The sequence below is a fragment of the Blautia stercoris genome (genome assembly GCF_054657695.1).
In genome coordinates this window covers 205,919-228,542 of the sequence record NZ_BAAHYF010000002.1, presented here as the reverse complement: position 1 = coordinate 228,542, position 22,624 = coordinate 205,919, and the positions used below count along the sequence as shown (strand labels likewise).

Here is a 22,624-nt window from a genome sequence, read left to right as displayed (position 1 = left end):
TAAAATAATAGCTTATCTTATTTTATTTTTCAAGAATTTTCTTTAAATCTTCTTCCGGTGTGCTAGTCGGTGAAATCTGGAAATTTTCCACCAGATAGTTTAATACGTTTTCAGAAACAAAAGACGGAAGTGTCGGTCCAAGGTAAATATTCTTGATTCCAAGGTGTAACAGTGTCAGAAGGATGCTGACTGCTTTCTGTTCATACCAGGATAATACCAGTGTCAACGGCAGTTCATTGACACCACATTCAAATGCTTCCGCAAGAGCCAGTGCCACTTTAACTGCGCCAAATGCATCGTTGCACTGTCCCATATCCATAATTCTTGGAAGTCCTTCGATTGTTCCAAGGTCTAAGTCATTAAAGCGGTATTTTCCGCAGGCAAGAGTCAGAATAATAGAATCTTTTGGAGCTTCTTTTACGAAATCCGTATAATAATTTCTTCCCTGACGTGCACCGTCACATCCGCCTACTAAGAAGAAATGGCTGATTTTTCCGGCTTTTACAGCCTCAATTACCTGTGGAGCAGCACCTAAAATTGTATGATGTCCAAATCCGGTTGTCAGTTTTGTTCCACCATTGATTCCGGTAAACTGCTTATCCTCAGAAAATCCACCAAGTTCAATCGCTTTTTCAATCACTGCGCCAAAATCTTTTTCTTCTCCATCTACATGCTGCATGCCTGGATAGGCTACCACACCTGTTGTAAATACACGGTCTGCATAACTTTCTTTTGGCGGCATAATACAGTTTGTGGTAAATAAAATCGGTGCCGGAAGATTAGCAAATTCTTTCTGCTGATTCTGCCATGCTGTTCCAAAATTACCTTTTAAATGGCTGTATTTGCGAAGTTCCGGATACGCATGTGCCGGAAGCATTTCTCCATGTGTATAGATGTTAATGCCTTTGCCTTCGGTCTGTTCTAAGAGCATCTTTAAATCTTTTAAATCATGACCGGAAATTACGATAAATGGTCCTTTTTCTACTTTTAAAGAAACTTCTGCCGGTGCCGGAATTCCATAAGTTTCGGTGTTTGCTTTATCCAAAAGTTCCATGCATTTAAAATTCACTGCACCGGTCTCCATTACGATACCAAGCAGATTTTCCATGGTGCGGTCCTGTCCTAAAGCTGACATACCTTTGTAGAAGAAACGGTTCACTTCTTCATCATTATAGCCAAGCACCATTGCATGATAAGCATAAGCCGCAATCCCACGAAGTCCGAATAATAATAATGATTTCAAGGATTTGATATCCTCATCCGGCTCTCTCCATACTTTTTCCATTTCATAGATTTCCATGCGTCCACATGGAGCCTGACATACAGAACATCCTGATGCATAAACCTCTTTCTCTTTGACTGCTGTTTCGATTAATTTTTCCAACGCTTCATCATCGAAGTTTACATTGGTAAGAGTTGCAAACAATCCTTCAATCATAATACGATTTGTCTTTTCAGATACATTCTGTTCTCCGACTGCTTCTGCAAGCGCAACCAGACTTCCGGTTAATTTGTCCTGAAGGAGTGCCGTTTTACTGCTCTTTCCACAGACTCCTCTTGCCCCTGTACATCCACTGCATCCTGCTCTCTGCTCACACTGGTAGCAGAACATTTCTTCTGTTTTTTCTATTTTGCTCATCTTCTATTCTCCTTTAGCTGTTTCACTTATTTTTTCAAATTTCTTGTTTCTATGGTTAGAATATACTATAATTAAAATAATTATTCTGTTGTACTTCCAACAAATTCAAGGAGTTTATTTATGGAAAAAAATAATAATTTAAATGAAGCTTTTTTAGAAGTGCTTGCGGAGTCTCCATTGTTTCGTGAAATCGAAAAGAAAGAACTTCGTGCCATGTTAGTCTGTCTTGGCGGTCAGATAAAAGAATATACAAAAGGGACTTCTATCTTCCGCTGGGGCGATAAAATCTCAAAAATCGGATTTGTTTTAAAGGGAAATGTTCACGTGCTTCGGGAAACGTACTGGGGAAAGGAATCTCTGCTTGGACGGATTGGTCCTGGTGATTTGTTTGGAGAAGTCTATGCCTGTCTGCCGGATTTGGAATTTGACGGAACAGTTGTCGCCCAGACTGACTGCAGTATTTTATTTCTTAATTTAAACCGCACGATTGCTACCTGTTCCTCCGCCTGCCATTTTCACACGCAGATGATTTCTAATCTGTTGCAGATTCTTGCACAGAAAAACATTGCATTTTCAAGAAAACTCGACTGCCTGAGCCACCATACCATCCGTGCACGACTTATTGAATATTTCTCAAAACAGGCACAGATTTGCGGAAATTCTTCTTTTTCGATTCCATTAAACCGGCAACAGCTTGCAGATTACTTGTGCGTAGACCGCAGTGCCATGACTGTAGAATTGTATAAGCTAAAAGATGAGGGAATTTTGGATTTTGACAGAAATAAATTTACACTTTTAGAATAAAAAAAGGAACCTTGTCACCAAGATTCCTTTTTTTAAACAGTTTTTCAATTTCAATTCCATTTTTAAGCTGTTGCTGTTTTACTTTCTTTTTCTGGTTTTTCAAGTAATTTCTTGATACCCTGAATTGCTACTAATACACCAAGGATTAACAGCAGAACTGCGAAGATAAGCTGTAAGCTGTTTCCAAGGTCTAAGCCTGTTGTCATAAATGCTTTGCTTAATTTTACGATAGTCATGCCAAGTGCTGTAAATGTAACAGCCATCATAAATACCATCGGTCCCCAAAGCATGAAGCCCTGACGTTTTGTTTTCTTTAAGAATACTGCGCAGGCTACCAGTGCCAGTACGGATAACAACTGGTTTGCTGAACCAAACAACGGCCAGATTTCTGCATATCCTACTTTTGTCAGAAGGTAGGCAAGTACCAGTGTAATGATAGTTGCAAAATATTTGTTTGTCACAAATTTTAAGAATGGGCTCATATTCTCTTCATCTACATCGGCATCAAGGAAGAATTCCTGGAAGGACAGACGACCAACTCTGGCTACAGAGTCCAGTGAAGTTAATGCAAATGCAGATACTGCCAGGTTAATCAAAGTAAATACCAAGGAGTGTGGCAGACCGATTACGGAAAGGAAGTTTGCGATTGCACCTGCGAAAATCTGAGGCTGAGTTGTCAGTCCCTGTGCTGCTGCTTCTCCTTTTGCAAAAGATGCAACTGCGATTAAGGCGATAACTGCAAGCATACTTTCCATTAACATTGCTCCGAAGGATACCGGAAGCATATTTTTTTCATTTTTAATCTGTTTGGAAGCAGTACCGGAAGAGACCAGTGAATGGAAACCGGAAACCGCACCACAGGCAATTGTTACAAATAAGATTGGGAACATGTACTGTCCATCTACGTTAAAGCTTGTAAATGCTGCAAGGTTACAGGATGGATTTGCTACGAACACACCAACAACCGCACCGACAATCATGAAGATTAACAGGTAGCTGTTTAAGTAATCTCGTGGCTGAAGCAGTGCCCATACCGGAGCAACACTGGCAATCATGATATATACAAAGATGATGATGTGCCATGTTCCAAGGCTTAAGTACATCGGGAAGTTTAATCCCAGTGCAATTGCTACTACTAATAATAAGACAGCCACCGCTGTATTCACCCATTTGTTAAATCTTGTGTATTTTAAGAACATTCCAAGTCCAACGGCTTCTAAGATAAACAACATAGAAGTGGTTGCAACTGCACCGTTAGCTACTACTTTTGTTACTTCTCCGGCTTCGTTTGCTGCAAATCCGTTAAATGTTCCGGCTACAACATCGGCAAATGCCGCAACAACCAGAATACAGAATAACCAGCAGAATAACAGGAATAATTTCTTACCTAATTTTCCAATATATTCTTCGATGATATAACCAATTGTACGACCTTTATTTTTTACAGATGCATACATGGATGCGAAATCCTGAACAGCGCCAAAGAATACGCCACCAATTAAAATCCAAAGCAATACCGGAAGCCATCCAAAGATTGCTGCCTGAATCGGTCCATTGATTGGACCTGCACCTGCGATAGATGCGAACTGATGTCCAAATACTACGTTTGTGTCCGCCGGCACATAGTCAACTCCATCTTCCATTTCGTAAGCAGGAGTTTTTGCGTTTGGGTCGATGCCCCATTTGTTTTGAAGATAACGGCCATACAGAAGATATGCACCTCCGAGTACTACAATGGCGATTACCATCATTAAGATTCCACTCATAGCTCTTTCCCTCTTCTCTTAAATTTATTTTTTACCAAGTTTTGAAAATAGAAATAAATTTATCTATAAAAAAACGCCCTTGCTACCCTCTCGGATAACAAAGGCGGAATTTTCTTTCCGTGGTACCACTTTGTATTATTGTACCTATCGCTAACTACAATCTCTTACCACTGTCTTTTTTAACAGTCTCTTCTGTAACGTGAAGCCCACGTCCCTGCCTACTTTCAAAGTTTTCAAAGCTTTTCAATACTTTTAATCTCTCAAAGCTTTCATTTCAGCGGGATGCTCTAGGGTGATGTCACAAAACACTTTCTACCGTTTCACACCTGCCAACGGCTCTCTGGATTCCAGTTCTCTTTTGTGATGTATCCCTTTCACTGCATTTCCTTTTCTTAACTTATGTTATGTTTTACTCTTTTTTTATTTAAAATACAAGAGTATTTTTGAACATATTTTATAGTTTCGTCGATTTATTTTTGTGCAGTTTTCAGATAACACCTTTTATTTTCTCCAATTTAGCAATTTGATAGCTGTTTTTGAATTTAATTCCAGTCATCTTGTTCTTCTGCTTCCTGCACTTTTTTTAATTTTACTTCTTTTTGTTTTTTATTATTATGACTGTTTCGGATTACAAGCACAACAACCACAATCAGGATAAGCACAGCCAGCGCAATCAGGATTCCCGCCATCTGTCTCAGCTTAGAAGTCTCCTGCTGTGGTGCACTGTTATCTACACTCTGCGCATCTGTTAAATCAAACAGGGTATTTTCTCCCTGCTGATATCTTTTATAACTTTCAAGCGCATAAAGCGTCTGATATCCTGCCATTGCATCTGGTGCATTTTCATTTTCTGCCAGAGAATGAGCCATTCCTCCATTCTCTGTCCGAAACTGTAAGATTCCGTCTAACAGACTGTTTTCCTCTTTTAAGAAACGGGCATCTTCTAATGGATTGATGTCATTACTGCATACTGCAATCAGCGTCCAGTCTGTACTTTCTACACTTTCTACCCCCATAGATGGCATTGCTCCATCTGCCTGCTGCTGACTGGAAAGCCAAGAAAATCCATTTTCAATTGCCGTACTTACTTTTTCCTCATCTTTATACGGAGCTAGTGCTGTGAGTGCCATTGCTGTGATATCCACATCGGAATCTCCATCTGTGGAAAGTGAAAATCCTCCATCTTCCTGCTCTTTTTCCAGAATCGCATCCACTAATTTTTCACGATTCCAGACAGCATCTTCCGGTTCTTCATAATCTTTACTGTCTAATGCAAGCAGTGCCCAGATATAACCATTTGCGCCCTGTACTCCAGGATCTTGATTTTCAAACACACAGTCAAAAATCCCATCTTCTACCAGATTGATTTCTTTTTTATCTTTATCTGTGCCAAAAGCAAGGGCATCTCCCCCACAGGCATTTATTGTCAAAATTTCCCGGTAAAAATCTGTCGGATTCATGTGCTGTTCTTCCACTGTTTTTGTAATATCATCTTCATACAGTGTTTCTATCTGATCCTGCAGTGCACTAAGATAACCATTTTGATTATCCGGCTGTTCCATTCTGCTGACTGTAAATGCAAGCCAGTCTCCTGCTGAAGTTCCCGCACTCTCCAGTACTACGCCATCCAGAAGATTTTTCCCATCAATTCCCATCTGGTCTTTTTCCCAGGAAACAATTCCATCCTGAATGGACTTAATTTCATCCACCTGATACTTCTCGCTGTCTGCCTGTACCGGTACTGCCCCTCCTACAAACAGCACTCCTGTCATAAGCAGAGTAAACATTGATTTTTTCATAAATAAGTTCCTCTTTTTATTTTACACATACTATTTATCAATACTTCAATAAAATTTTCTTTCGTTTCTTTGAGCCAATTACCATGAATCCAATACCTGCAAGCACCAGAGTCACAAGTACACCAAGCACCGCACATAAAATCTTTACTACCCTGTAATTTTGTGCTGCCGGTGCACTGCCTTTTGCCGTGTTTTCTTCTCCATTCTGCATGCTTACACCGGCATCTCCTTCTTCTCCTGACAAAAGTGCAGTTTCATTTTCTGCCGAAGTTTCTTCTCCATCCGCATTTTCTGCTTCCTCTGCCTTCGCCTCTTGATTCTCTTTTGCAGTCTCCTCGGTTTTCTTTTCCTGTGCCTGCTCTCCGTTCTTAGCATTACCTGATTTTTCTGCTGCATTTCCTGATCCAGTTGCATTAGAGCTTCCATTTTGTTTCGCATATCCACTCTCATGCGCACCTGCATGGGAATTAGCTGTTTCTCCTGCTGCCGCAGTATTTTTTATCTGGCTGGTTTCATCACTCTTGTTTAAGCCCTGATAAGCGGATTCTGCCTTTTCCAAATCGCTATAATTTTCCACCAGTGATTTTTGTCTGTCACTTAAATTGTTGTAAGCATTTCGGATTTGCCCAAGCAGAGAACCACTCTCTTTTGTCACCACTCCGATTTGAGAAATCTTTGTGCTGACCTGATGCGCCGCCAATAAATCAGAATAATTCCGATAGGCATCTTCTAATACCGAATAGTTGCTGACTAATTCCTGCTGTTCTGCGGTGAGTGCATTATACGCTTCGATTGCACGGGTAATCGCACCGCCTTTTTCAAGCGTCACTTCTCCGATATTTTTAATTAATTCGATGACCGGACTCGCTAAAATCAGGTTCTGATACGTCGCTTTTGCATTTTGAAGCTGCTTATAGTTTGTCACTAATTTCTTTTGATTGTCCGTTAAGGCATCGTATAACTGCTGTGCCTTATAGATGGCATCTTTACTGTTTAAGGTAATTGTTCCGGTCAAAATCGCAGAGATTTCAGCGGAAACTTCCTGTGCCTTTAACTTATCATAAGTCTGTTCCGCACGATTCAGATATTCTGGATGTGCCACAAGGCTCTGCTGTTTTTTTGTGAGCGTATCATAAGCTTTTCTTGCCTGTAAAATCGCATCTTTTTTGTCTATTGTCACAGGTTCAAGTTTATTTATCAACTCATCCACTGCTGATGCTGCCTTTTTATCAGCTTCATCCACTTCACTTTCTTCTAACAGGCGGGCATATTCTTTTTCTGCCGATTCTAACACATCATAATTGCTGACCTTTGCTTTTAACTCTTCTGATAATTCATCATAAGCACTTCTTGCAAGATTAATGTAAGTCTTGCTCTCTAAATTGACCGTTCCTATCTGATTAATATAAGCTTCTACCGCAGAAATTTTCTCCTGATTTTCTTTCTGGGTTTTCTGCTCATCTGTCTCAAGACGGTCAATTCTGGATTTCACATCGGCAAGTATCTGATTGACTTTTTCAATACTGGCTGCCTGATGCAGATATTTCACTCCATCGGAAACATAAGTTTCAAGCTGAATTTTTTCCGCTTCACGATATGCAGTTTCATCCGCATAATTCTGCAATTCTTCAATTGCCGATGCAATGGCTGATTCTAACTGTTTTTGTTCGGCTTCTTTTAAGGTTTCGATTTCATAAATCTTCTGCTTACTGTCTGTCAGAATTTCATTCATCTCGTCCATATTCTTTGCAGACTGTAATTTTTCGACGCCTTCTGCTATCAGAGCCGATACCTGTACCCAGTTTTCTTCTGTATATTCCTCTGCTTTTACAAAAGTCTGTAAATCTTTGACTGCCCCTGCACGGAACTCTTCGAGATTTAATTCCCATTTTAAAATCGGAAATCCATCCTGTGTGTTCATATAATCTTTGATAAAATGATTTCCCGATGCAAGCAGTGCATTTAAGAAACTCTCTGTTTTCATCTTATCCGCTTCCAGATATTCCCCGGTACTTGCACTTCCGTTTAATAAACCAACTAACGGAAGGGAGGCATTTGCCGGATTTTTGAGCGCCGTCAGATTCGTATAGGTTCCATCTAACATTGCTCCAAAGAGTGCCCCGATACATTTTCCACTGATATTCAGGTTCACATCTCCAATGTTATAGCAACAGGAAATCTGTGAACCGCCTGAGGCACCGGTCATAACACCAATCAGACCGCCGGCATAAGAATTTGCCAGTACATCTCCGGTATTATAGTTGGATGTCACTGCACCATTACTTCCACTCATACGTCCAACCAGTCCGCCTGCACAAAACTCTGCTTCAACACTGCCACGGTTGACGCTCTGGCGAACACTGACAGAATTTGCCATATCTCCAATAATTCCTCCGGCATAGAACTGGATTCCTCCGGCACTTTCCAGACTGACATTTCCTTTATTTGAGCACTGGTTCACCCACATCTTATCTGCATAACCGACAATTCCTCCGACTGCTGAACGGTGACGTTTTGCATTTTTCACCTGAATCTGTACTTCACTGTGACAGTTTCGGATATAATTTCGCTGACTTTCATTTTTTCCGTGCATGTATGCCACAATTCCACCGGCATAAGCAATTTTTTTGCTGCATTCAATGCTTCCCTTTACGGTAAGATTTTCAATGCTTTGCTTTTCGTCGCCATATACGATACCAAACAGACCAGCGTATGTGTCGCCGCTTTCGATTCTAAGCCCACGCACAACATGATCCTGTCCATCAAAACTTCCGGTGTATGGAATTTTAGAACTGCTTCCGATTGGTGTCCAATTGTGATTTCCAAGATTGATGTCATCGCACAGTTTTGCATTTGCTTTCGCCCCTGTTACGCCGGAATTTACCAGTTGTGCAAACCAGGCAAGCTCCGCACCGTTTGAAATCTGATAGTATCCTTCTGCAAATTTCGGTTCTTTTGTGCTCTTTCCGTCCCATGCACCTTCCTGCGGAATAGTATTTAAAATCTCATCGATTTGTTTCTTTGCCTCAGCAAGGGCAGAAGCGACTTCTTTGCTGGTTTTCGCTGACTGAATCTGTTTTTCTCCGTCTGCTTTTGCCGTTTCGATTTTATTTTTCCAGGTTTCATCAACCGTAACATCCGAAGCATAATTTTTCAGTTCTTCGATTGCAGACGCTTTGATTTCTCCTAACTTTGCACTTTCGGTATACTCGATGGACAATTCATTCAAACGGTCTTTCGCAGTTTTTAATAACGCTTCGACGTCAGCAATGGTCAGGGCATTTTCGATTTCATCTTCAAATTGTTCTTCTGTCTGTTTTAGCTCGGCAATCTGTTCCTCACTCCATTTTTCACTGCCCTGTAAGAGTTCTTCCTGATACTGTGCAAGCTCTAAGATTGCATTATTTCTTGCCTCTAACAATTTGGAATCGACTTCCGAACCAGGTTTGATTTTTTGAAGGGCTTCTCTTGCCTCTTTCATGACGCTGTCCAAATCATCCTGAGTCACAACCGAATCAATTTTCTCTAAATAATTTTCCACTGTCTGTTCGATTAAAATATAAGTTGTTCCATATTTCTTCTTATTTTCCTCGCTTTGCCAGCCCTGTAATTCTTCAATTGCAGAATCAATTTTGCTCTTTAAATCCGTCGTCTGTTCCTCAAAAGCCAGTTTAGGATACCCGCCTCCCGCATCAAAAATACTTGCTTTAATAAAAGCAGAACCAAGTTTCGTTATCATTTTCTGGCTTTTCATTGTTTTTTCGATATAAAGACCCGTCTCGTCAATAATTTCTGTCGTTTTATCTTCTTTAAAAGAGTATAAATCCAGATTGTAGGAAGAATCAGCTCGAAGTGCATACACGCGTCCGATTTTTCCACTTTTAAAAATACCGATAATTGCGCCTCTGTATTCAAAGGTTTTATTCGTATAGACTGCAATGTTATAGGCATTTTTAATGACTGGCTGTGCCGGATTCTCTTCTTCTTTGGTATCGGTATAACCCAGTTTACCGACGATTCCTCCGACAATCGTTCCTGTATAGGAAACCAATCCTCCAAGTTCTCCCTGATTGTAAACATTTTGAACCAGACATTCTTTTACCGTTCCATCTGCATAGACACTGCTTTCATTGACACCACCGGCAATTCCTCCAATCGTATCCACTCCGCTGATTTTTGCTTTATTATAACAATTCTGCACCGTCGCACCCTGATAGACTCCTCCGGCAATTCCTCCAACCGAATAATACCCCTGCACTGCTTCTTTATTTTCGCAGTAACGAATGACTGCATTTGGTCCGACTTCCATTCCGGCAATTCCACCGATGTTATGCTGTGCAAATCTTACCTTGGTAGAAAGCGTTCCATTATTGACACAACGTCTGACTGTCCCGGAACAGATTCCGACAATTCCACCTGCATTACGACGAAGGGCTTCTCCTGCCATCGTGGTTTCCGTATAGTTGGTACAGCCGGATATGGTTCCGCTTTTTAAATAACCGGCAATTCCTCCGCTTCCGATATAGAGTTTTTCATACTTTCCCTCGGTCTTATAAGCTGCATAATTATTATGAACTTCTCCGGATACTTTTACATTGGAAATGGTTCCGCCATCAACAACACCAAATAATCCGGCATAACGCACGTCTGGATTTTCTTCTGAAATCTCGGCATCTAAAAAGTATACCGTATAGCCATTTCCGTTAAATGTTCCTTTATAGGCATGTTCGGCAGTATCGCCAATCATCAGCCATTTATTTTGAGACGTTCCATCACCCAGATAAATTTTATCCGTCAGTTCTCCGTTTATCGAACTTGCGCCGTCATTTACTTTCTTTGCAAACCACGCAAGCTCTGCTCCGTTTGAAATCTGATACGTTCCATTTTCATCGGTTTTTGGAACTTCGGTTGTCTCTCCATCCCAGGCATTCATAATTTTTGCTGCCTGTACTTCTCTTTGTCCCATGACAGGAACCAGAGTCATACTAACTGCCAGGGCAAGTACCCATGCCAGCAGTTTATTTCCATAACTTTTCTTTTTCATTTTGATTCCACCTTACAGGAAATAAATAAACTTCAACTGGAATCGTTCCAGCCATCCTGCTTCTTTGTAAACTTTTTCCCAGACCTTATTCTTAAATTCCATAACAAAATCTCTCTGTTCTTTTGCTATGCTGTGGCTGCTGTAAACGGCTTCCTGTCTGATATCTACCACCTTGGTATATTCTGTTTTCATTTCTTCATCAAACAAGCTTTCTATCTGACTTCCATAACGATACAAAGAAGCATTTCGCACTTTCAAACCAAAGACTGCTAAAATATTCATGGTATATTCAAACAATGCATTGACTGCCTGATTATAATCTTCACTGTCAAATAATTTTTTTATCTTCTGACAGCGAATCCGCTCACGGATGATTTTTACAATAATTAAAATCAAAAACAAGGTAATCAGTACAATCAAGATACCAAGAAGCATTTCCAGTATCAAAATCCAGTCAATCTCATCTTCCTCTTCTTCCGGTTGTTCTTCGTCCTCAAGATTATCCTGTTCATCCTGTTGTTCCTGCTCGTCATCTGCTCCAATACCCGAAGTAATTCCCGAGATATCCTGATAATCTTCTGCGGTCTCCATAATTCCAAGATAGGAAGGAGTCGATTCAAATGGAAGCCAGCCAACTCCATCCTGATAATATTCCACCCATGCATGTGCATGCGTTCCATCTACGGTATAAGGCTCTCCGGCTTTCATACTTTTGACATCGTCCGGTGTAATCACATACCCCTCGACATATCTTGCCGGAATTTTATAATACCGGAACATCAATGCTGCCGCTGTCGCATAATGCACGGAATAACCTTTTTTGGTATTTTCAAGAAAATTCGTTAAAAAATCCAAATCTCCTGTTTCTTTTTTGATTTCTTCACTGTAAGTACAGCGGGAACTCAACACATATAAAATATTCTGTTTCGCCTTTGTATAATCAAAATGAGTACTGCCATTTGCAAGGGTATACTCTCCAAGTATCTCTTTTAATTCTGTCTCAACAGACTCTGGAAGTTCCAAATTGGTCTCATAGACATATTGATTATAAAATGCTTCTTTTTCACTGTACGCTTTTCCCTCTTCATCCAGATTTTCTGTATCTGCAAGTTTTGCGGTAAGAGACGGATATTTTTTAATCTGATTTTCCAGTGCCGTATAAGTATATTTTCGCTGTCCCTTTAAGCCTTTTGCAATAACACCTTCATCTCCGATTCGATTTTTATCAGGTATTGTTCCGGTAAGTTCATAAGGTGTGTACAGATAACGGCTGTTCTCTTTTAAGTTTTTTATGGTGACAGTATTTTCCGGTTCTTCTTTTGTCGTCTCATCTAAAGCTAAAGATGCAAGCGGTAAGGTTTCCTGTCCGAAAAATCCATCCTGATGCAGCCAGTAAAATAAATCCGAAGCGTTATAAAGTACTTTTTTATCGGTTGTTTCCCAACCATGTTTATTGTAAACACTGCCGGTATATCCTCTTAAATAATAAGACTGTGGGTCGCTCATTGTCACTTCAAGCACCTCATCATCTTTTAATTTCAAAGAAGAAAGTCCTTCAAAATCTCCTTTTGGCATCGCATCATAACTTCCACTATACCGCCAATCTTCTATTTTTTCTTTTATCGAAGCTTCTAACTTGCTGACTGTTTCATTTTTGGAGTATTCTTTTTCGGGCACAAGCAGCATGAAAATAAGTGTTGCAAACAAAATCATACCTGCTGTAAAACAGGCACTTTCTATTTTTAAGGCACTTTCTTTGCTTCCGGTTTCCTCTTTTCGATGCATCCGAAACCATATCAATAACAATGCACCTGAAAATACAACATTGAAAACAAACGATGGACCAAATCCGAGCACAATCTGTAAAGTTATCCACATAAGTCCAATCAGACCGGTTATCCACCGGTTTTCCATCTTGATAAATACGGTACTTATCTTTTCGATAACCACAACCAATACCGCCATCGTAACCGAAAGTTTCCACTTGTCTGACAGATCTCCATCTGATACCGGATACTGCGGATAAATATAAGGAAGGTGCTGTTTGATTTCATCTAAAATCTGGTTTAAAAACAGATTCCATCCATCCAGTATCGTTTTATGAAAGAGGAGAAGCACCAGTATCAGCAGCAAAACTTCTGCAAGCAGTGCATATTTTTTCAGTTTTCCTTTCCACTCAGCTTCAAAAGAAAGATACACCGCAAACACAATTCCTGCAATGGCAGGCAGTGCATTTACCTTTATTCCAAACATGTTGCAGACGGCGATGCCTGTCAGCATTGCAAATATCCATACCAGCAGTCCGTCTATGAAATTTTCTATTCTTTTTTGTTTTTGATTTTTTTCTGTCTGTACAGCAACAAGCAGAATTCCTGTACTGTTTTTTTGATTTTTTTTCATGAATCGAACCACCTATAATTTTTTCTCTTGCTTGCGGAATTTTCCACCTATATTTCAAGATATGAGAGTTCCGCTTCGGCATTTTCTGTCGATACGGAAATCACATGCGCCCCTTCCTCCGTAAATTCACCTCTCGGCTCTTTCTCACAAATCACTTCCGTCACCAGACACCGTTCTGCCAAAGCCAAGGCATCTGCCGTCAGATACGGAGTGAATAGAACCAGATGTGCAAACTCACACTGTTCTCTCTGTTCCATGTAATGACCGAGAACCGAAGTTCCATCTTCTCCCGGAACCGCTGAAAGAAATTCCGGAAGTATCATTGTAAATTCTTCCAGACTGTCAATTTCCGCACTGCTGTAAGTCTGCTCTTTATGGTTATACCAGCCAATACTATGTACAATCTGCTGTTCGCACATTTCCTGTGAAACCGATACCAGACATTCTACCAGCTTTTCCATCTGCGATGGAAATTCTTCGCTTTTTTCCGGATATCCGGTCTCTAGTAAAAGTAAAATGGTATTCTGCACCGGGAGTCCATAATCTCTTACGATTAATCCATCTAATTTTTCTGAAAGTTTCCAATGTATCTGATGAATGTGGTCACCTGCACGATATTCTCTGACTGCAAATGTTTCACTTGGGTCAAATCCGGCTTTGCTCATAGAATATTCTTCGGCATCCAGCACTGCATTTTCCCCATAAACCACTTCCACCTGAAGTCCAAAAGTATTCGGAGTAATCAATGTCATTTTTTCAGAATCTGCTGGAATTTTTGTTTTTCTAAGTCCAAAATAATCCATTACCAAAAATCCTTCTAAGCCCAGACAAAGTTTTCCGCAGTGCCTGCTTTTTAATTGTAACTGCTGAAGTGTTTCTGTTTTTGCGGGAGCAGAAGCTAAAATCTCATACTCTTCTGCCTCTCCTGTCAGCATGTTTTCGCATTTTATCTTTGCAATTATTCTGTCAAAGGGGAACAAACCTGTATTCTTAATCTTTAACATGGCTGTCATGTCTTTTTGTTTTTCACCCAGATTGTCTATGCCTAAAGTTCCGAAAAGTTTTTTTGCACAAATCTCTGCCCCTATCATCTCAACAATCGGAAGCACCAATGAAATTGCCAACAGCCACAGCCCTGCATAACTATCTGTAAATACATAAAACATCACGCATAAAATCAGTTCGAGTCCCCATAGAATCCTTGATTTTGCCATAGTCTCTCCTATCGACCATTATCCGGCGATTTTGTCTGTTTTAAAACTTCTATTAAAACATCCGAAGCCGAAAGTGCTGCAATTTTTGCCTTTGGATTTAAAATAATACGATGCGCACAGACGTCCAAAAAGACTTTCTGCACATCTTCCGGGGTGACATAATCTCTTCCCTGTACGTAAGCTCTTGCCTTGGCAAGTCTGGTCACCGCAAGTGCCCCTCGAGGACTGACTCCTAAACGAATCATCTCCTGTTCTCTGGTATTCATTGCCAGAGAGGTAACATATTCTAAAATTTTATCTTCAATGTAAATCTGTGTGACTTCATCCTGCATTTCTAAGATTTCATCGGTTGATGTCACCTGCTCTGCCTTATCGAGTGGATTCTCTGTCTGACGGTCACGCAGGATATTGACCTGACTTTGAAAATCCGGATATCCCATTTCCATACGAATCATAAAACGGTCCAATTGTGCCTGTGGCAGCAACTGAGTTCCTGCAGAACCAACCGGATTCTGGGTTGCAAGTACCACAAACGGTTTTGGCAATTCATGCGTCTCTCCATCTACTGTCACCTGTCCTTCCTCCATAACTTCCAGAAGCGCAGACTGCGTCTTACTGGAAGTACGGTTAATTTCATCCGCAAGCAAAAGATTTGTCATAACCACACCTGGCTTATATTCAAATGTTCCACTTTCTTTATTATACATTGAAAAGCCAATGATGTCGGACGGCACAACATCTGGTGTAAACTGAATTCGATGATAATCCAGACCTAATACTTTAGAGCATGCAAGTGCCAGCGTGGTCTTTCCCACCCCAGGTACGTCATCTAACAAAATATGACCCCTTGATAAAATTGCCATCAATGTCTTTTCCAGCACCGCTTCTTTTCCCACGATGATTTTATTTAATTCTTTCAGAATTTCTTCTGTTTTTGTATTCATCTATTCCTGCCTCTCTTTTCCTGATTCTTTATTTTTCTGTTTCTTTTACCATTCTTTGCCATAATTACCCTGAACATTTCCGTATACACCTTCATTTCCATACTGACCGATATCCTTTCCTCCTGCCAGGGTGTAACGGACACGAATTTCATCTCCGTCAGAAAGATTTCTGCTTGCCATTCCTGTTCCGACGTAATAATTATTGACGCAGACCATCCAGCCTGACCATTGTGCAAAATCTTTTTCCCATAAGGCATCGGTCTGATAGCTTCCGGTCCAGCCCATTCCATCCTCAATAATCATCTGTTTCAATTCATCCGGTACACGAAGACCATTTGTCATTCCCGGCTTTTTGATTCCGGCAAGATAATAACTGTTGTCCACACTTCCTGTAATCATAGAAGTAAAACTATATTCAGCAAGCTGTTGTTCGACTAGCTGTGCCAGCGTGGTGTTTCCATCTATTGTTACTTCATGACGTGGAATCAACATTCCAAGACCGACTGTTCCGGCTTCTAACTGGAAGGTAACGGTAATCTGGGACGGATTATAAAGTACCGTATAGGTCTTCGTCGTCTCATACTGCTGATTATCTTTTACAGAAATGACAACTTCATTTTCTCCCTGCTGAAGATGCAGGAGATATTCATAAGCAGTTCCGGAACAACCACGATATTTTACTTCTTCTCCATTGACGTAAATGTGCATGTTGTCTGCACTTAATGCGCCACCGCCACCACTGACTTCTTTTGCAGAAACATTCAAATCCACATATTCGGTGTTGTATTCTGATTTTAAATTATGTTCCACAACCGGTGCCATATTGGATGGTGTCTCACCGGTTCGGTTAAATTCGATATTCCAGGTATAACTGCCCGAATTTCCATTGGAATCAATAAATCCAACTGCAATTGGCATCTCCCTGTCTGCATACAGAGAAATTGTATACCAGCCATTTGAATTGGCAGACGGCGAGTATGTTCCACCTCTGCTGTCTCCGCAGACCACACTTGTAATTTCTTCTTTTCCGGTAATCTGACTGTGATTGAAACGGAAACGAAAACTATTTGTATTATTTTCATATCGAAACGTCTGAGAACCTCCGCTCATCTGCGGGGTAATCGTACTCGAATTTTTTTCACCCTCAAGCGTCAAAGTAAAATCGTCCGCCTGTTTTTGAGAATCATAGTAAATTGTATAATTCTCTGATACCGTTGCTGTTCCGGTTCCCGCAATTAATGTAAATACATTCTTTCCTTCACTTAAAGTTTCTGTATAAGCGGTATCTCCATCGGTCGATTTTAGGGCTTTTTCACTATTTCTTCGGATGATTAATTTTACCCGCTCTGTTCCTTTTAAGGCATAAGCGGTAAAATCAAGCTGTTGTTCCTGCACCGTCTGTCCATCTAATGCTTTTAACTCATCGGCAATAATCAAAATCTGATTGGATGGATTGTAATAAATCGTATAGGTTGGAGAAGAGACTCGGATATTGCTCCATTTATCACGAAATGTCACATAAACTGTAACTTTATTTTCACCTTCAGAAAGAGTAATGCTTCCGTTATAATTCTGCTGATTCCCATTTATGTCAACTACCGTACTAATCACAGAAAGTTTGGAATGATACGTAATTGAAAATGGATATTCTGCTTCCGTTACAACTTCGTTTTTCAAACTTGTCGTAAAATACGCTTCAGAATTTTCCGGTGCTACCACAATCTGTTTTCCATCTTTCTGGCTGTCCCCGTCGCCGTCTCCTTTTCCGTTGCCATTGCCACCGGTTCCCTGACCACTATTTCCGGAATTTCCATTTCCTCCATTTTGACTGTCACCGCCGGATGGTCCTGTACCGGAATTATTTTTTGTTTTATCTTTTTTTACAATTGGAAGCAAGCTGTCAAGTTGTTCCGAATTACTGTCAAGAGGAGTCTGTGAAACCTGCTGCTGTTCCTCAGAAGTTTGCTGTTCCTGTGTTTCTGTAGAATTATCCGAATTCTCTTCTTGATTTTCTTCCTGCTGTTGTTCTTCTTGCTGCTCCTCGTCCTGATTTTCTTCGTCTTGTTCTTCTTGTTGCTCCTCTTCCTGTTCTTCTTGATTCTCTTGATTTCCCGTATTGATATTGGCATTCTCCACACTGTCCAGAAGTGACTCATCCATGGCCAGACTGGAGGAGGTCACATACATACGGGATGGGTCTGCATTTTCTTTTTCCATAGGATTTTCCGGTGCTGCCTGATTCTGTGTCACAGATACGACAAAAAGCAGCAGAACCAAAATCACTGCTGCTACGGTCATAAATGGTTTTTTTATTTTTTTCCAGAAATTCCGTAAATTCATATCTTCTACCTGCTCTTTTTATATAGAGAAGAACAGACCCCTGTCGCCAGGGTCTGCTCTTCCTTTGTTTTATTACTGTTTATTACTGTACTGTTTTTTTGTAACACATTGATTTTCTATCAAATGTTAATCTGTCCGTACACTAATTATCTGCTTCTTGTGCGTACACCGGATGCATTTACATAGTAGTTTCCAATCCATGTATTGGTTTTCATAGCACCATCATTGGCTCCGCCAAAGTAGTACCAGTTTCCACCAATCTTCTGCCATCCGGTTTTCATAACACCATCATTTGCTCCGCCGAAGTAATATTTCTTTCCGTAGATGGTCTGCCAGCCGGTCTTCATTGCTCCATCATTGGAATGACCCAGCCAGTAATATTTTCCATAAACTTTCTGCCAGCCGGTTCTCATTGCTCCGTCGCTTCCAAGCCAGTAATACTTGTTGTAAACTTTCTGCCAGTATGTTTTCATAACGCCGTCCGTTCCAAACCAGTAGTATTTACCATCTACTGACTGCCAGTAAGTCTTCATTGCGCCATCGTTTCCAAGATAATATTTCTTGCCATCGATCGTCTGCCAGCCGGTCTTCATTGCTCCGTCGCTTGCATTTCCAAGATAGTATTTCTTGCCATCAACGGTCTGCCAGCCAGTCTTCATCGCTCCATCATTGGCATTTCCAAGATAGTATTTCTTGCCGTAAATAGTCTGCCAACCGGTTCTCATTGCTCCGTCGCTTCCAAGCCAGTAATATTTGTTGTAAACTTTCTGCCAGTATGTCTTCAAAATTCCGTCAGTTCCAAACCAGTAGTAGTTTCCATCTACTTTATACCAGTAAGTTGCCTGTGTACCATCTTCTTTGTAGTAATATTTCTTACCGTCGATGGTCTGCCAGCCTGTTTTAACAACCAGTCCATCTATTGCTGACTGAAGTTTTTCAGTCATTTCGGCAACCTGTTCTTTGGATTCTGGATTTTCTGCTACCGCTTCTGCTTCTGCAATCACATCCTGTAATGCATTGTAAGATTCATCTGTGTATTTGGAAGCATCTGTTGCTTTTGCTGTTTCAATTAAATCCTGAAGTTTGTCTGTATCAATTGCGGAATTTCCAACTGCAATCATGTAAGCAGAGTCATTCTTGAAGTAAATGGTACCATCTTTGTCCACAGCTACGCTGGAGATGCAGTATTGTTTGTGTTCCGGTGTATACAGAACCTGACTTCCTTCATCCGGTTCTGTCATGCCAGGAGCATCTTTTACCACCCAGAGATTTCCGCTTGGTCCGTTTGTTGCAAAGTATACATAGTTATATCCTTTGTAACCTGTTGATACAACACCTGAAGTCTGAGGATAAGCATCTGTGTATACTACATATTCAAGACTCATTGCACCTGTTTCCTCATTAATATCTACAACTGAGATTCCATAAGTTCCACTGAAATTTGAACCGTAAGAAGAACCTACATAACAGCGACCATTTGCGATTGCCGGAGTACTTGTGCTCATTTTTCCGATTTCGATTGGCTCGATCAGATTTTCTGTATCAATTGTTCCGTCTTCCTTCAGGTTATAGGAATACAGATATCCACCTTTTGATGTAAAATAAATTCTTCCGTCATAATAGGAGATATCTGAACGGATATCGCCATGATGCGGACCGACTTTCTGAACTACTTCACCAGTCAGCTTATCAAAGCAATATACATAAGAAGAATCACTTGTTGAATCGGATTCTCCATCATCGCTTCCTACGATTGCGTATTTATCAGTTACATAAGCACCTGCCCAATAGAATCCACCCTGTACGGCATAAGTCCAGGTTGCATATTTTGTTTCTGTCGGATTATCTGGGTCTTCATCTGTTGCAGAAACACATACGAAGTTTGCATCTTTTGTTTCACTGTTCCAGAATCCTGTATAAATATATCCATCAGAATACTGAATCGTACAGTTTGGCTGTCCTCCAAGTGTATCTTTAAATACCCATAAGGATTCCAGAGTTTCTGCATTAAATGCCTGTACTGCTCCACCTGCAAGTCCGACAAAAATCATTCCACCACCGTAGCATGGAGGGTTGATTCCAAAACTACTGTTTCCTGCCATCGGTGCACTTGCAATGATATCACCAGTTTCTTTATTAATTTTAAGAAGCTGTTTTCCTGCATAGCAGTAAAGATTGTTGTCTACGATAATCGGAGAGCTGACTGCCCAGTTGCTGAACCCTTCTCCGACTTTCTTTTCCCATTTCTGGAATGCTGTTTCCGGTGTGGCTGCTGTCTTTGCACTTGTTACAGCCTGATTACTTCCATCTTTTCTAAATCCAGCCCAGTCACAGTCTAAATCTTTTAAGTTGCTGCTCTGCGCTTTTTCCAGAGAAGCTTTGATAACAGTGTCTTTCTCTACTGTAATCTCTTCATGTTTTGTTACATAACCGGTCTTAGATACCGTATAGGTATAAGTTCCCGGAAGAACTTTATAAATGCCGTCTTCTCCGCCTGCTTTGATTTTATCTTTGTCAATAACTGTGATAATTGCATCTTTCGGTTCTGTTTCAAAAGTAATCGTAACAGGTTCTTCTCTTAAGATAGAAACTGTATATTTACCTGCAACAGTATTTTCATTTCCTACCTCAATTTCTGTAACTACTTTTGCATCGTCTCCGGTTAAGGCAAGTGTGTATTCACCGTTTTCTGCTATCTTTCCGTTTACTTTAATTTCAGAATTGGCAGCGGTTCTTGCAGTTGCTTTAAATACTACGCTTTCTAATGTCTTAGGAACAACAATCGTATATTCTTTTTTTCTTGCATTGAAAACCGGATCTAATGTCACTTTTGTTCCATCTGCTTTTGTGACATTTAAACCGGAAAGGGTCGTCTCACGAATAATATGAACTTTATAAGTTTCTGTTTTACCGGTTTTTGAAGTTACATCAATTGACATTTCTCTTGCTTCAATGTCAGACTGAAGCACACGATTTACACCGCTAAACTGTGTAAATTCATTTGCCGGCATAGCTTTTGTTAAATCTTTTGTATAGTTATAGTTTTTGTAGTTTGCAGTAATTGTATTAACTTCTGCATCATCACTTAAAACCGGTTTTAAATAAAATGTATTTACCATTTCCGGTACTACAACGGTACATTCTTTTGTCTTTGCATCTAATTCAGACTGCATCGCATAAACATTTTCACCGTTTTTATCGGATGCAAATACAAACTCTTTTACCATAGGCTGTGCAGCACTTACTGTTACTTCACAACTTGCTTTGAATGTTCCTGCTGTTACAGTAATTGTAGCACTTCCTGCTCCAACTGCTTTTACAGTTGCGCTCTTGCCTTCACCTGTTACGGTTGCTACATTTTTATCATCAGATTCCCATTTAACATCTAAATCTTCTGTTGCATTTGCAGGTTCAAATGTTACATTTAATTTGCTTTCTGCATCTTCTTTTAAACTCAGGCTTTCTTTGTCCAGAGCAATTTTTGTCACTGCAATCTGTTCTACTGTTACTTTGCACTCTGCACTGACTACTGTACCTTTATTATTGGTAAAGGAAGCCTTGATTACAGTAGTACCTGGAGTTTTTGCTGTAATTTCGCCATTCTGTGCGTTTATATCAGCAACTCCTTTATCAGAAGATTCCCATGTTAAAGCCGGTGCCGTTTCACCTTTTTCCAGTTCTGGTGTATAAACCGGTGTCAGAGTTTTTACCGCACCCGGAGCCATGGAAATTTCAGTTCCCTCCGCAAAGGAAAGATCTGTTACGGTTGTACCGTTTGAAGTAACTTTTACATCGCAGGCTGCTTCAACGGTGTCTCCTAAGGTATTAACCATAGAAGCTTTAACGGTAGTTGTTCCTGCTGATTTTGGAGTTACGACTGCACCTGTTTCAGATGCTGTAACCGTTGCAACATCCTGATTACTGGAAGTCCAGTTTAATGCCTTTGATACGGTTGTCTGAGCCGGTGCTGTAAAACTTGTCAGTAAATCGATATCCGAACCAACTTCTGTTTCGATTTCTGTTAATGCAGCATCTGGCTGTTCCTCTGTTGAAAAACGAAGTCCTGTTACAGCATCCGTATCATAGTTAAGCTGGGTATTCCAGGAATCATCTGTGGTCAGACGACAGTCATTTGTCGGATTGTCTGACCAGTAATAAATCAGACGGCATCCATCCTGAAGCTGGGCAGCTCCATCATAACTACTCCATCCATTGGAATTAAAAGAGCCATCTGCGTACTGAACGATAACAGACCAGTATCCTTTACTCCAGTCACTCTGTAAGTCAACTCCGTCCTTATTTTTCATATCATCTGGGAAGCAGCTGCCTTCATCTGAAAAATGATAGTCAATCTTTGCTTCTTTTAATGCAGCCTTAATCTGGTCTTTACAGTTTTCAGCCACATAATAACTTTCCAGACTGTTTACATCAATATTAAGCGGCTGGTCTTTTAACCAATACACATATCCGGTATGTTCATCCAGATTTTTACTGTGATTTCCGGTATCGCCGATTACAGTTAAGGTAATGCCTGTATTTGTATCTGCTTTTGCAACAACCGGATACCAACCCGTTGCAACAGTTGATACAATCATTAACATCGCCATCAGCATTGCCAGAAATCGATTGTTCTTTCTCTGTTTCATTTTGTTTCCTCCTTCTTTTTATGCGCTT

At 40.4% G+C, this 22,624-nt stretch carries 10 protein-coding genes; 1 reads left to right on the top strand and 9 read right to left on the bottom strand.

The window, feature by feature from the left end; genetic code table 11:
* Positions 1-22: 22 nt before the first annotated feature.
* Positions 23-1,612, bottom strand: a complete 1,590-nt coding sequence (gene hcp / locus ACYQ2D_RS10780; RefSeq protein ID WP_459786168.1) for a hydroxylamine reductase — start codon at positions 1,610-1,612, stop codon at positions 23-25.
* A 147-nt stretch (positions 1,613-1,759) separates the two neighbouring features.
* Here hcp and ACYQ2D_RS10775 point away from each other — a divergent pair, with 147 nt between their 5' ends.
* The gene (locus ACYQ2D_RS10775) at positions 1,760-2,443 is read left to right on the top strand and encodes a Crp/Fnr family transcriptional regulator (protein WP_459785410.1); all 684 of its coding nucleotides are present in this window, start codon (positions 1,760-1,762) and stop codon (positions 2,441-2,443) included.
* 62 nt (positions 2,444-2,505) lie between these two features.
* Here the strand turns inward: ACYQ2D_RS10775 and ACYQ2D_RS10770 are convergent, their stop codons facing one another.
* From ACYQ2D_RS10770 to ACYQ2D_RS10735, 8 genes are all read right to left on the bottom strand, one after another.
* Positions 2,506-4,209, bottom strand: coding sequence for a carbon starvation CstA family protein (locus ACYQ2D_RS10770; RefSeq protein ID WP_117457340.1), 1,704 nt, complete (start codon positions 4,207-4,209; stop codon positions 2,506-2,508).
* Positions 4,210-4,751: 542 nt separating this feature from the next.
* Positions 4,752-6,008, bottom strand: a complete 1,257-nt coding sequence (locus ACYQ2D_RS10765; protein WP_459785409.1) for a prenyltransferase/squalene oxidase repeat-containing protein — start codon at positions 6,006-6,008, stop codon at positions 4,752-4,754.
* A gap of 37 nt (positions 6,009-6,045) precedes the next feature.
* Positions 6,046-11,052, bottom strand: a complete 5,007-nt coding sequence (locus tag ACYQ2D_RS10760) for a hypothetical protein (protein WP_459785408.1) — start codon at positions 11,050-11,052, stop codon at positions 6,046-6,048.
* Positions 11,053-11,064: 12 nt separating this feature from the next.
* Positions 11,065-13,452, bottom strand: coding sequence for a transglutaminase-like domain-containing protein (locus ACYQ2D_RS10755; protein WP_459785407.1), 2,388 nt, complete (start codon positions 13,450-13,452; stop codon positions 11,065-11,067).
* A gap of 47 nt (positions 13,453-13,499) precedes the next feature.
* The gene (locus tag ACYQ2D_RS10750; protein WP_459785406.1) at positions 13,500-14,666 is read right to left on the bottom strand and encodes a DUF58 domain-containing protein; all 1,167 of its coding nucleotides are present in this window, start codon (positions 14,664-14,666) and stop codon (positions 13,500-13,502) included.
* Between the two features lie 8 nt (positions 14,667-14,674).
* Positions 14,675-15,610, bottom strand: coding sequence for an AAA family ATPase (locus ACYQ2D_RS10745; protein WP_117457335.1), 936 nt, complete (start codon positions 15,608-15,610; stop codon positions 14,675-14,677).
* Between the two features lie 45 nt (positions 15,611-15,655).
* Entirely contained in the window at positions 15,656-17,950 is a 2,295-nt protein-coding gene (locus tag ACYQ2D_RS10740; protein WP_459785405.1) for a hypothetical protein, read from the bottom strand.
* A 146-nt stretch (positions 17,951-18,096) separates the two neighbouring features.
* Entirely contained in the window at positions 18,097-22,596 is a 4,500-nt protein-coding gene (locus tag ACYQ2D_RS10735) for an Ig-like domain-containing protein (protein WP_459785404.1), read from the bottom strand.
* Positions 22,597-22,624 lie beyond the last annotated feature (28 nt).

What these genes read in the sequence shown, in the direction of transcription:
- ACYQ2D_RS10750 (WP_459785406.1), bottom strand. Translation starts at nt 14,666, where the DNA reads ATGGCAAAATCAAGGATTCTATGGGGACTCGAACTGATTTTATGCGTG.
- ACYQ2D_RS10760 (WP_459785408.1), bottom strand. Translation starts at nt 11,052, where the DNA reads ATGAAAAAGAAAAGTTATGGAAATAAACTGCTGGCATGGGTACTTGCC.
- ACYQ2D_RS10765 (WP_459785409.1), bottom strand. Translation starts at nt 6,008, where the DNA reads ATGAAAAAATCAATGTTTACTCTGCTTATGACAGGAGTGCTGTTTGTA.
- ACYQ2D_RS10735 (WP_459785404.1), bottom strand. Translation starts at nt 22,596, where the DNA reads ATGAAACAGAGAAAGAACAATCGATTTCTGGCAATGCTGATGGCGATG.
- ACYQ2D_RS10775 (WP_459785410.1), top strand. Translation starts at nt 1,760, where the DNA reads ATGGAAAAAAATAATAATTTAAATGAAGCTTTTTTAGAAGTGCTTGCG.
- ACYQ2D_RS10770 (WP_117457340.1), bottom strand. Translation starts at nt 4,209, where the DNA reads ATGAGTGGAATCTTAATGATGGTAATCGCCATTGTAGTACTCGGAGGT.
- hcp (WP_459786168.1), bottom strand. Translation starts at nt 1,612, where the DNA reads ATGTTCTGCTACCAGTGTGAGCAGAGAGCAGGATGCAGTGGATGTACA.
- ACYQ2D_RS10745 (WP_117457335.1), bottom strand. Translation starts at nt 15,610, where the DNA reads ATGAATACAAAAACAGAAGAAATTCTGAAAGAATTAAATAAAATCATC.
- ACYQ2D_RS10755 (WP_459785407.1), bottom strand. Translation starts at nt 13,452, where the DNA reads ATGAAAAAAAATCAAAAAAACAGTACAGGAATTCTGCTTGTTGCTGTA.
- ACYQ2D_RS10740 (WP_459785405.1), bottom strand. Translation starts at nt 17,950, where the DNA reads ATGAATTTACGGAATTTCTGGAAAAAAATAAAAAAACCATTTATGACC.